Source organism: Deltaproteobacteria bacterium, from assembly GCA_018668695.1.
Classification (GTDB): domain Bacteria; phylum Myxococcota; class XYA12-FULL-58-9; order XYA12-FULL-58-9; family JABJBS01; genus JABJBS01.
In genome coordinates this window covers 1-12670 of the sequence record JABJBS010000238.1, presented here as the reverse complement: position 1 = coordinate 12670, position 12670 = coordinate 1, and the positions used below count along the sequence as shown (strand labels likewise).

Sequence of the window (12670 nt, the reverse complement as noted above, 5' to 3'; positions counted from 1 at the left end):
TGTTGTTGATGAGATTAATGACTTGGGTGGATTGACCTGGGATTATGATGGGAAGTTTGAGGGTTTGAACAATATTCTGCACCAGGGTTTTATCGCAGATCGGGAAACCCATAACATCTCGCCGACGATGAGCTTTCAGCAATACAAGCTTCAGTTTGCCCAGTTTCCGTTGGAGGATGTGGCGAAGGACGATATCTGGTGGCATGACGGTGAGGGAGACCTAACGGCCCCTGAATGGTCGTTCCTGCATCTAAGAATTTCGGATTTGCCGGAGAGTCATGTTCCTCACAATATCGAGTTTTCCTACAAGGGTGAGGACCCACCCCGAAAAATTAAAATGATGTTGCCTCTGGATAGGCGCTACGAGTCTGGCTCAGATGAGCTGCGTAAAGCTTTAGAGCAGCACCTGATCGACAAATTCAATGTGCCAGCGCACCAGGAAGCTTCTTACCGAGACGCAACAGTTGTTAACAGTTGCCGCGTTGGACGGGAAGTGATTGGTAAGGATACGCTCTTGCCCAAAGTTGAAGACATTGGAGAGGCACAAATACGCATGGTCTTGGCCGATGCTAAGGGTGATGTTCGTAACCCAGATGGTTCTATCTTTGACGTAAGTGATAACCTTGATGCCGCTCGTGAACTCACGATCCAAGTGATTAATCGCAATGTGATGGTCTCGGCTTTCCGAAGTGCTGCTCAGCGCAGCGGTGAAGCAATTTTCGATCTGCTTAAAGTTGGAATACCTGATACCCAAAAGCTCTTTTTGAGACAGAGTAACGGGGTAGCAAATGCCGATATTGTAGATGGCAGTGTTATTGGTCAGGAAAAAGTCATTACCAGGGGGCAGGATGTTGGAGCCTTTGGTAAATGTGCCCCAACCTCATACTTTTGTGGTGCTATCTCGGGCATTGGCCGAACCGCGAGAGATGGCCTGACGACTTTGCAAAATCTCGGTGATCCTGAGATTAAAGAACTTGGAAATAAGATTGAACGGTTGATGACAGCAAGCCCGCTCACCGAGGCCACGCAGCAACAGCTTACAAAAGCGCTGACGACCCTTCAAGGAAAAGCTCGAACAGCCCCGAGCGGATCAGTAGCAGAGTCTATCGGTAAGGCGCATGAATCTCTTCTTCAGGTGAAGACCTCTATCGTAGACCGCATGGTTGTCAAAGTTGATGACGAGGGTGCTTATTTTGAGATGAGCTTTTTCCTTCCGCCTTTGGGACCAGGAGGCGACGGGTATATCAGCGGAAACGAGCTTGCTGAATACCGTAAAAAGGCGGGGCCCATGACGGTGAAGGTTCGACCCGAAGATGTTCAGGAATACCTGGAATGGACCAATCGTAAAGATGAATACCGTGGCAATAAACTCCACATGATGGATTTCTTTAAAGACCCAAGAAGCCTTAACACTGCAGAGTTACTGGGCACTATGGGAGTGGGCCTTGTAGCCGTAGGCGTGGACAAAGCACTTAAGCAGGCGGGGAAATCGAGTGGTCTTCTCTATGGCCCATCCTCTCGAGTGGTGGGGCCGATGGTTTACAATCGGGCTATGGATGTGGATACCTTCAACTTCGACAGCGGCGCTGATGGTTTTAAGACCTTAAATAAAAAACTAGAGGATTCTCCAAATTCCGAGATGAAGAGTGCCTTGTCGGCGCTTTCATCTTTGCGAACCAACAACCCGGTGACCGATGCCAACCGTCAGGAATTTTTAGATAAGCTGACTGTGATTCGTGAAAAACGGGATGGGGTTCGAACGAAGATTTTTGAAACAATCCGTGCATCATCAAATGATAATGCAAAAATGTACGTGACCTATATTGAGAATAGTTTAAGCAGTGGGTTTAAGGATTACCAGCATCCTGACTTGTGGCGTACGGGTATTCCTGGACTTAAGAACATCATTGATGGAGATCCTGAATTAAAAAGCATTAAGAAGAGCTTCGACTGGTTTGCCACCGATATGCAAATAGACGCAATTGAGAGCCGTATCAACGAGGCGGCGACGGATGTTGAAGCTCAGAAAGAGAAAGTTCTCCAGGGACTATTGGCTACTCGAGAAAAAGGGGGCGGGGTAGCGCTTACGATGGGCTTTGACCCCAATAACTATCATGTGAATTATCTTCAATCTTGGGGCACGCCGACTATCGGTGGAACTGAGGTTGGAGCCGTAGACCTGGCGCGAAGTCACATGAATCATTCTGAGATAGGGGCCATGGCTTCGGCGTGGAGAAATGACCGTGCGGTCCGGATAGCATTTACGATGAATGCGTCAAAGATCGCTCAGGGCTTTCAAGGCATCCAAGACAAATTAAGCGCCGATAACGTTGGCGGTAAAAATGATGCGTTGATTAAAGATTGCGATCAGTTTGTGACACGCGCCAACGAGGTTCAGCAGAAGTATCGAGATTATCAAAGTTTGGGCAATAGTGGGTCCTCACGTGAGGAATATCAACAAACTTTACGTGACCTCGAAGCTGACAGTATGGACTGGTTTCAAGGTCATCTCGTGATTGATAATAAGGATAGCACCTTGAATAGAGATAACGTTGTTTTGATGATCTCCAATACAGAACGGGATAACCGGCTCCACGATGACAGCCGGGACCGCGACACCGTAGCAAGAGGAAATATCGGAGACCAAAAACGCGGTACGAGTAATGCGCTCGATGCTGCTTACTTTGTACCCTTGGATATGATGGCCAGCGGATTCAACAACTTTGATCCCGGTAGAGCACAGCAATACGCCGGTGCTGAAGCCGGTGATTCATTTGCCCTGCTATCGAGCATGGAAGTGATGCGGCCATCGGGCAGCTTGGAGGTAGCACTCGTATGACCGATACAAATTACGAGGCATTTAGAAACAAACTCATCTTGGAAGAGTTGATTTTTGAGGACGAGGGTTTGAGTGAAACTTCTCGCAAAATGAACCAATGGAGGTTTGGGCATCTTTTAGGTCTGGCCCGAGTTGCTTCGGTTGGGTCTGAAAAAGTCACGTTGGATAGTGATTTCCAAAGCCAAGAGATGATGGCCTTTTTTGATGAACGGCTTAAGCTATCGGGCTTCGGCCTATTTAGTATCGAAGACCTCTTTGATGCCTTGAACAGTGTGGATCCTGCTTATGCATCGGCGCCGTCGGCCAGTTCGCCGGGGTTTTCGGAAGATGCTTACTGCAAGAGTTTGGAAGCTATGCTGACTGAAAATTCAGAAGCACGGCCGTGGCGGGAAAATCAGCCGTCTCTTAAGGTTACTAAAACTTCCTTTCCAGGTACGGCTCCAGAGATTCCCTTGCCTCCAGACCTACGGAAGTAAGTGCCAAGCGCGGACCCATGGTTGCTCTATATTCGTGATAAGAATGTATCTCTTGGTAGAGGGTAACGAGTGGTTCAATGTGGGGCAATGTCTTCTCTTTCATACAGAAATAATGACGACTTCTATCTATACTTTTGTTTTGTAGGCCATAACAAAGGCTTAGCTACGAAGTGGTTAAGGTGTTTCCCTCATCTTTTTAGATAAGTTCGCGCCAATATGTACGCAAAACATTAGATATGGCCCCTATCCGCACCTTAGGAGCTGTGTTACGCTTTTAAGAGGAATAACATCTTTTGGTACGGCCGACGTACAAACCGGTCCTGGTTCTATGTCGAAGTCGTTAAAGAGTAGGGGAATGACCCACCGTGAAAATCTCATGTTTAACAGCTGTACTTTGTTCCAGCTTTCTTCTCGCCAGTTGCGGTACAGCCGTTGTCGATATCCCGCTTGATGTCGACCTTGATGGTTTGATGGGCGATGAGGAAGTAGCGGCGGGAACGAACCCAGCTCTCGCGGATACAGATGGTGACGGTACCAATGATGGAGATGAACTTCTCGCAGGAACAGATCCTTTAGTAGCCGGATATCCACAGGGATGGCCCATTGGGAATTGCCCAAGCTCTTCAGGTTTAGAAATCGGGACAACCGTCGGTACCAAGATGGATGACTTTGAACTCGTTCATTCGGACGGTACTGTCGTCCGTCTTTACGACTTTTGCGAGCTGGCGGTTCTCTTGGTTTCATCAGCAGATTGGTGAGGCTATTGCCGTGACAAGGCACCCAGTCTGGAAGACTGGTATCAACAATTTAAGGATAGAGGCTTCATCGTAATCACACTCTTTGGCGACGGAACAATGCAAAAAACCCAGGATTGGGTTTCGCAGTATGGAATTACTCACCCTGTTGTCTTAGATGATGGCTGGCGGGTTACAGATAGGTTCGGACCACAGGGTGTACCGTCTATGACTTTGCTTAAGCCGGGCCTCGAACTCGTGATTGTCGACGGATATGTCGATGCGGCGACTATCGAAGGATTCTTGCCTCAGTAAGCAGTTCCTACGGAAGCTTCTGAATAATCCAAGTGCGCTTTCCTGCCTGAACAACGACTTCATTCAAAACACCGCGGTACAGTTCAGTTCCATAATGACCATATAGTTTAATGGCGAGGTCATGCTTTCCTGGAACAAGCGTGAGACGTGCTAAGTCGACTTGGGCGGGGAGGGTTTCCCAGCTGCGCAGATCTGCATCCGTAAGAATGGAGAGGATTGCGTTTGTGGCTACACCTACAACAGTGGACGCGTTGACGCCACCGGCGGCGAGGCTCAACATTCCAGCACCAAATGAAAGAAGAGCCCGTGCCGCCCGCCTGGCTTCAACTCTACGACGAATTTCAGGTAGCCTCTCTTCGTGTCTAACGTTGGCAATCAAACTCAGGTTTTTGACATGCTCTGATTGGCTAACCTGGCCAGTTTGAAGAGACCTAACACGAGCAACATTGACTGTTGACGAACGGTTTTGTTGGACCGGTAGCCCGTCATTTTCATACTTATAATTACCGAATCCGTTTTCAAACACGATAATCACTTCGCCGCTTTGTTTACTCAGTGGAGAGTCTTTCTTCGTAAGACCGAATCTTTTTTGAGTATCTTTTGATTCTTTCAACATTCCATGCTTACGCGCGGTACGTGCCGCATCGTACGGAAGCAAATTGGGAACCTCGATGCCGGGGTTAACGGCAAATGTTTTAATCGCCTTATTAAAATCTATGTAGGCGTCGTTGTTTTCGCGGTTTTGCTCATAGAGGAGCCCTGAGATGTATCGTCCAAGAGCATCCCCTTTAAACTGACTTTGAATGGCGTCGGGGTTGGAGCTGAAATAATTTAGCTTGTTGTCGAATTTACGTGCTTGGACCAACGCATTAGGAAGGTCGTCTAATGCAGCATAATTCAGCATTCCAATGATATGTAAGAAGATGCGCTCGTGCTCTGCACCCTGAAAAGAGATGGCTTTATCACCTGCGATAAATGAAGCAGCCTGTTCTCTGATAGACTTTGTGTAGAGCATATCGGCTTCCGCACTGGCCTTTTGACAAGCTTCGTTGCTACGAGCGTAATCGCCCGCGTAGTGCCAATAGGCGCATAAATCCATCAATAGATTTACATTGGTTTCCTCTTTTGAGCGATTGAGTGTCAATTCTAAATAATTTGCGGCTCCGGCATTATCAGCATTGTCGTAACTTAGTTTTGTGGCTAATTCGGTTTTTTTTCGTTGCGAGTGGGTACAGCCCGTGTTGCCCGCGATCACCAGTGCGACAGCCGTTAACTTTAAGAGGTTAAGGAGGTTCATTGGGTATCACCCGGATTGAGAACTTGAATGCTCGTCATGCCTGAGCGTGGAGAGAGTTCTACGGGTTTTATTTTTACCCAATGGCCGGTGAGCTTACTTTGTTCATAGCTAAGGCCAATGATTGTCATGAAGAAATTTTCAAACCGGCCTTCAAAGTAGGCGTTTTTTTTGTGAAGAACCAAGGGGTCCATCATAAACGCCGTTACGACATCTGAGCTCCAGCCCTCCGGGCCGACATACCAAAAATTGAGAGACCTATCCTGAAGTGGCTCTGCTGAGGGTTCGGCTTTTTTAATGGAATCGGGAACGGGTACTTCGTCAAACACCACCAAAGGAATGGTTGTGACATGAGTTGGTGAAAAGGTAAACGTGCAGCCCGATAGGCAAAGCAATAAAATACAAGACTTAATCATCGCGGTTCGAGTGGAGTAGGTATAGCTTGTTAGAAGTCCCATTGGTCTTCTCTCGTTCCCTGCGGGACCTGATGAGCTGGGCCATAAGCACTGGGCAAGGCGGCTTGGCCCAACCTCAGAGGTACACCGACTACAACAAAACAGTGGTAGCTGATCAGAAAGTTACTATGCAGTTGTTCATAAACTTTAAGGCGGGCAAGCGAGTTGTAATCGGACCCGGCATTTGAGAGAGCATCTCTCATCGCTGCGACGACATCGGGCGCTTGTGTCAATCGAAAACCAAAAACCGCTCCTGAACCACAAGATTCTCCGCTGACGCTCGCAGGACTGGCTCGGTGGGCAATCCTTGGAAATTCGTTCGGAAAGATACGAATGACCTGACTGTTGTGGCTACAGCCTGCACTTAGGCAAACGACAACTAAGGCTAATGATAACATTGAATATTTAAGCCGCACTTTGCCCTCCGCATAAAGCTTGTCCGGGATATCTGACTTTGAAGGAGGTGTGAATAGTATCACACCAATTTTATGGTGTGGGATGACAACGGCTATCTGGACCGGTAATGGCTAGTTATATCAATGTTAAATGAACTCTTTCCGGTTTGTATCCGATAATTGAAGTTGGCCTCTTTGAGTACCAGGGTTGATGAATGCGGGGCCCCGGGGCGGCTTATTAAGCGGTCTAAATCCAAGAATTCAGCCCCATCTATGACGAATTAGGTTAAACCCTTACTGCTACTGACAAAATCGCTGGTTTGGCAACTAAGCACGGTATAGAATTTAAGGGACTTCTTGGGTTGAGGAATGTGATGACAGTTATTAAACCGCCTGGATCAGGAGCTAGGAAAGTTTCACTTCCGGATGCTGTTGAGTCACGCAATGAGCTTTCTGCGGATTCAAAAAAAATCAAAAATCAGCCATCCTCGATTCAAGATAAATTTGATAAATCGGCGATACCGCGAACCCCAAAAAGTTCTCAGGCCGTGGGACCGAAAGTACCCGTGTCTACCTCAGCGACAGGTACACCGGGTGGGCAGAAAGTTGCTCCCGCACCATCAGCGACCAGCATTGATTTAGAAGGCCTGCAGAGTTTAGCCACACGATTCAACCTTGAGAAAACTTGGGACATCAGTGACCCTGCGGAAGCGTCCATTTTACTGCAGCGATTTGTCGATGCAGAGCAAGCTCAGGTAAAGAAAGAAATAGAATCGCTTCCTGCTTTGGTCGCATGGGAAAATTTGGTTGATAATAGTTTCGCTAAGGTCGACCAAGCCATGGGGGCTTTGACCGTTGCATGCGAGGGTGACCCAGAAACCCTTAATACTGCTTGTGAGGATATCTTTCTTAAGGGGAATAACGACCTAGACTTAGGCGACGTAGTGGTACGGCACCCGGCCATTGTACAAGCAGTTAAGATTCTTCACTGCGCCCAAAACCCATTAACAAGCCATGAATCAGAGCTTGGGCTTGAGGCCTTTAGGTATCGCCCTCAAACCGAATATTCCAAAGACGACATCGGTGTTGCATTGGCAAAAGTTCATGAGGATGCCGCGTTAAAGTATCAAAACCTTGGGGGATGGGCCGATCACTTTACTCACAGGCCTCATGCATCTCAAAACGGTACAGCTATTCTTGAAAACGCCATCAATAACCCTGGACCTAATGGGGAACTTCATATCGAGTGGGGTGGTGGTAAAGACCGTACGGTTTATAATAATCCTGAGAATCGGCCGTTTCTTCATGCGCTAAAGTTGATCGAAGCTCGTAACGACCCCGCAAGCCTGTCCAACCCTGCGGACCGCGAAGCATTGGAAGCAGTGCTTGAGCAGGTGGGCGGTGCGGAACACCTTGGATATAACGGCCGCAGTCTCACGAAAGTAGGGCGGGCTCTCATGGAAAGTGTGAAGGCGGAGCAAGCGCTAACACTCGAAAAGCTCGAGAAGCTCCCTAACAAGAGCGAAGAACTTGCGTTGCTCGCACGGGCAACGTTGCTTTCATCCTCACGAGATGGAACGTTTGATCTTGATGGGCGCTTTGTAAACCCGGAAATTTTTGAAGATCCCAGTTTGACTATGGCCTTACGCATCGTCGGTTATCGATGTGATTTACCCGATTTCAATGTTCCTGGAACCCAGGCTGATGTTGCCAAAAACTATTTTGCGAAGTCGCCCGAAAAGCCGGGTTATAGCGTGGAGAACATCACCGAATTGGTGAATGCCAACCGGTCGTACTCTAAAAAGCAAAGTTTTCTTTCAGTCGAGCGGCTCGCAAATGAATACAATCTTCATTTAACAAATGACGCGAGCATTAAAGAAAATCTAGATGGGCTCACACAGCAGCTTAAGCGGCGCTCGGGTCAGTATGATAAGGCCGAAAAACAGCTGAATTGGTTTAGTGAATCCCTAAAAGAATCCAACGTGCCCAAGTCCACAGAACCTGTAAGGCAAAGCCTTTTAACCTTGGTCGGTCAAAGTACCGACAGGGCCCTGAATTCTTCAAAGTTAGGTGACTGGCAAAGTGCTCGCTCAAACTTGGCAGAGTTGCACACGTCGCTTAAGGTAATCGATGGTGAGTATGATCCAAGCACACTTGAAAACATAAACTTGGATGAAGTTCTAGACAGCCTCGACACAATCACTCGTCAGGCAAGTGAGGCGAAAGAGTGGCAAACTCTAGATATTGTTTGGTCCATTCTTAGTTTGGGAATATTTGCTGCGGTTAAGGCTTATAAGGGGCAAGGTAGCAGTGAGGCTCTTGAACGAGTTGGCAGCATTCGCAGCGAGATACGCTCCTTGCGAGGAGACCCTGATAACGAGATTTCGCGACTGCTTACGTTGCGAGATACCATTGACCAAGAGATTGCACCGAATATCCGAGATGACCGTGGTACCGAGTTTATGACTTTCTTTCGCAATCACCTCGATGCGGAAATCTACAAAGCGATGCGTGAGGACCTTATTCACGAGGTGACGGAACAGCTCGCATATTTGGAAAAAGGCGGTGCGTCCGACTCGGTGAACTTTGAACTTGGAGCGGGTTGGGGAGCGGGTTCCGTAGCAAAGATAAAGCTCGGCCTAACCGCGGGGCATGCTGTGAGTGGTGGTGATGACCGTCGGGTACGCGAGGGAACCAGTTTTGGTCTAACGATTGGTGCGTCTGGAGATATTGGTGCAGCGTCTGTAAGCGGCACAATCGGTGGTAGCGCTAAAGCGGGTAAAACATTTAAGAATGTCCATGATTTTGTGGAGTATCATCAAGACGATATCATGCTCACCCTTTTGCGAGGCCTTCCGAATATTCCTGAATCGTTGCGTGATAAAGAGACCATCAACCGTGCCTTACAAGCCGACGCCTCTGCTCAGTCAGGGATTGAATCATTCAACTATCTGGCACGCGGCATGGGCGTGTTCAACGCGAGTGAGGGATTCGATGTGAAAAGGAGTGCCGTGCCGGTCCCAACGCAAACAGTTAGCGTAACGGGAAAGGCTTCAATTGGCGCGAAAGCGAAATTGGGCACGATGGAAGTATCGGGCGGACTTAAAGCTCAAGGTACCAGGACGACCTTTTACAAGCAGGTGAATCTACTCGACTACCTTAAAGCGAACCTGGACGACTTGGATACGGCAGAGCCACGTCATAACCCCTTGGCTGTATCCATTCGTGATTTTCCAGAGTACGAAACCATCGACGATTTTCGTGATAGAGTGGCGACGCTCCCTTCACGACAGGAACGCATCGAAACGATATTAGATGGGATGGCCCGGGTGGCAGGGGAGTTTGGAAGTTACAGTCAAAGTGTTACCAGTTACGATAATCTCAAAACGCCATTGAGCCCGATTTATAAGAGTGCGCTCGAAAAAAATCTACAGAAGATGAAACACGAGTATCAGCACAATCGAGGCGTGCGTAATCGGCAAGATTTTGTGAAATCCTGTATGCTTACACACGCGCACTTGGTGAAGGCTCTTAAAGACGAGTGCAGCGACGGAGAGTTTTCAAAGTTCGACCTTGGGGGGTTTGACGACCAATACTCCATGCCGCGCTTGCCTATGAGCGACAAACAATTGGCGGGTTTACGTAAGCAGATTACGAAGGTGGGTACGGCTAAAGCGGCTTCTTTTGATGTGGGCTTTACGCTTGCGGGTGGAGTAGAGGGGGGGGCTTCAGCCACGCTCTCAGAAATTGTGAATAACTCTAACCCTGATAATGACGGTGTTTATTTGACCCTAAGTTTTGCCGCTTCATCAGATATTTCACCTCTCCTACCGGTGATTATCGATCAGCTTCAGTCGCTTGATAGTAAGTCGATTAAAGATCCTGAGAAGCTGGCAGTATTGACCAAGCAAGTCGTGGTCAGTGCTGCGGGTGGGGCAATCGCAGAAGCCGCGATTCCCGGTTTAGATCTGACGGGTAAAGCAGGGGCAAAAGTAGAGCTGAATTTCATCAAGTCGCACGGACTCGCGCTTCAATACGCTCGAATCAATGGAAGTAATTCAGTAGGCGGCTCAGTTGAAGATATTCCTGTGGGCGGTGGCGTAACCGTGAGCGGTGGCGCCAGTGTTACGAAGACACGTAATCTGGGTGAACGCCTGGGTACGCGGACGATTACCTATGTCCAGACTCAGTGCAACGGCTTCAAACTCGCTGGTGGGGATTGGAAAAGAAATTTTCGTAATTGGTGTCAGGATTCAGGTCGTAAAGAACAAATCCGCGAATTGGCCATTCAAATGGCATCAGACGGAAGCAATGCGAATCTAGAACTCATTGATGTTCTCGAGGGACTGAGCCATGCCGATGGTAAGTTAACCTCCGCACTTCAAGAATCGATGAAGGCTTTGCTCGATTCAGAAGGTGCGCCTATCGAAGACGACGATGTGGCAAAGTTTGCCGATGCCTTTGCCGATGTCATTGTGCAATCAGCAGGTCGTGGGGGCTTGGCGCGTACAAAGCTGAATCAGACTGGTTGGATTCCTCAATAATCGGTCCTTGAGTACGTATGGTTCCTGCACGGGTCTTTTACTCGTATCAACTAACCCTAATGTTATAAAATTGAAATGAATGCTCTATAACGAAGACGTTAACTCTTACGTCTACACGGTGTATTATTGTACTCAGTTTGCTCATCGAGGGTTTGGCTATCAAAGGGTCTCGACAGACTTCCGAGGATGGCACCGCGGGGAAGTTTGGTACCGCCTACTAGATAACCTGACCAAAGTACGCTGCTTTGGCTGCCAAGATGAAGCGGCTTGAATGAGATATTTCCGTTCGGCAGTTCCGAGTGGGCAATGAGCGCGGCACCCTCATTAATGCTCACATCATCTTCGAGCGTTAGATACGGTAGGTCGCTTAAGCCGATGCCGTGATCTAGGTATACACCTCGGCCCACGTCTGCGCCAAGCAAGCGAGCAACCCATGTTTTGAGTTGGGTTCCAGAGAGAATATCCGTCATCATACTCAGTGGCAGCATATGAAAGAGGCTTGTGGCCCAGAGTCCCAGTAATGGGTTATCACGGCCAATACCCTCTTGGGTGAGACGTGGATTGGCGTCTACTTTTCGCCTTAAAGACCGCGCCATGGAGCCCACAAGGGCTGTAAACGCGGCCACGACCCCGAACCAAGCGCCAAAGAGATAAAGCGCATGGCTCAAGTGGGTAGGCAATGCGGCGACGGCACTTGAGCTTGAGACTAGTGCCACAGTGCCTGAACTCACCGATACTGTGAGCGTGAAAAGAAGATACCGGTGAAGATCAGCCATCGCATTGAGACGACGTAGACCGGCCGGGTCGACGGTAAAGGCATCGGGATCCACGTCTCCCATTCGCAAAGGAACAGGCCTCGCGGGCACGCCGATGAGAGCACCTGCTTCTGTCTCTGTATTTTTGGCATCGAGGGCTGAGCAGGCACCCACCAGCGTAAGCGGTGAGATCGTTTGAGGTCCCACGATTGTGCTGTAGGCGCCGACGTAGGAACCCTTTGAAAGCTTGATTGGGTGAAAAACACGTCGACCGTTTTCGAGTTGAGTAAACTCTAGAAATGCGGCGGAGCTGAAGAATGTTCCGTCTTCACGTGTGAATAAATCGGCATATGCGAGATCCATAAAAGATTCATCGGTAACAGTGTTGGGGTGAATTTTGGCCCCCATATAAACCGAGAACTTCAAGCGCAGCGGGCGTGGCCAAAGCCAGTTTATCAGTCGTACCATGGCGCAAAGGTTTCGAATAAGAGGCAGAGCAATCGGATAGTCTTCCTCGGCTTCGCCTTCTGAAAGTTTGCCAAGTGTGACCTGCTTAGCAATGACCACACCCGCCCCGAAGAGCGCGGTGACAGAAAGCCACGCAGGGTAAGCAAGGATCCACATCAAGGCTGTAGCGGGAAAATTCCCAGCTGTAGAAGGTAATAATCCAAGGAGCTCGCAGGTACCAAAGAGCATTCCTCCGAGTCCCAGAGGCCAAAGCAGTGTGGCGCTTACGAGATGCGTGAATCGTTCCTTGCCTGAAACCCGAATGGGCTGAGGTGCCGACTCACCGATGCTTTGGGTCGCTGGTATACCGCGGGCAATTGCCTTGGAGGCGATTCGGTGACCCATGGACAACACAG

Annotated in this window: 9 protein-coding genes; 5 read left to right on the top strand and 4 right to left on the bottom strand. The window is 48.9% G+C overall.

All coding sequences use genetic code 11. The features are described from left to right. From HOK28_12835 to HOK28_12820, 4 genes are all read left to right on the top strand, one after another. A partial coding sequence (locus tag HOK28_12835; GenBank protein ID MBT6433978.1) for a hypothetical protein occupies positions 1 to 2839 on the top strand: 2839 nt, incomplete at its 5' end. Beyond that, positions 2836 to 3315, top strand: coding sequence for a hypothetical protein (locus HOK28_12830; protein ID MBT6433977.1), 480 nt, complete (start codon positions 2836 to 2838; stop codon positions 3313 to 3315). The genes HOK28_12835 and HOK28_12830, both read left to right, overlap by 4 nt. A gap of 365 nt (positions 3316 to 3680) precedes the next feature. Further along, positions 3681 to 4073: a hypothetical protein gene (locus HOK28_12825; protein ID MBT6433976.1), complete on the top strand. Its 393-nt coding sequence runs from the start codon at positions 3681 to 3683 to the stop codon at positions 4071 to 4073. Between the two features lie 27 nt (positions 4074 to 4100). Further along, positions 4101 to 4364, top strand: coding sequence for a hypothetical protein (locus HOK28_12820; protein MBT6433975.1), 264 nt, complete (start codon positions 4101 to 4103; stop codon positions 4362 to 4364). A gap of 7 nt (positions 4365 to 4371) precedes the next feature. Here HOK28_12820 and HOK28_12815 read toward each other — a convergent pair whose 3' ends face one another. The 3 genes from HOK28_12815 to HOK28_12805 are packed head-to-tail and all read right to left on the bottom strand — an operon-like array spanning position 4372 to position 6511. After that, positions 4372 to 5661: a hypothetical protein gene (locus HOK28_12815; GenBank protein MBT6433974.1), complete on the bottom strand. Its 1290-nt coding sequence runs from the start codon at positions 5659 to 5661 to the stop codon at positions 4372 to 4374. Further along, the gene (locus HOK28_12810) at positions 5658 to 6116 is read right to left on the bottom strand and encodes a hypothetical protein (protein ID MBT6433973.1); all 459 of its coding nucleotides are present in this window, start codon (positions 6114 to 6116) and stop codon (positions 5658 to 5660) included. Before HOK28_12810 ends, HOK28_12815 begins: the two co-directional genes overlap by 4 nt. Further along, positions 6104 to 6511: a hypothetical protein gene (locus HOK28_12805; GenBank protein MBT6433972.1), complete on the bottom strand. Its 408-nt coding sequence runs from the start codon at positions 6509 to 6511 to the stop codon at positions 6104 to 6106. Before HOK28_12805 ends, HOK28_12810 begins: the two co-directional genes overlap by 13 nt. A 371-nt stretch (positions 6512 to 6882) precedes the next feature. Between HOK28_12805 and HOK28_12800 the strand changes: the two genes are divergently transcribed. Continuing rightward, complete coding sequence (locus HOK28_12800) at positions 6883 to 11052, top strand: hypothetical protein (GenBank protein MBT6433971.1); 4170 nt, start codon at positions 6883 to 6885, stop codon at positions 11050 to 11052. Positions 11053 to 11150: 98 nt separating this feature from the next. On the opposite strand, the gene HOK28_12795 is transcribed toward HOK28_12800, so the two are convergent. Further along, positions 11151 to 12670 (bottom strand): hypothetical protein (locus HOK28_12795; protein ID MBT6433970.1); only part of this gene is annotated, 1520 nt, incomplete at its 5' end.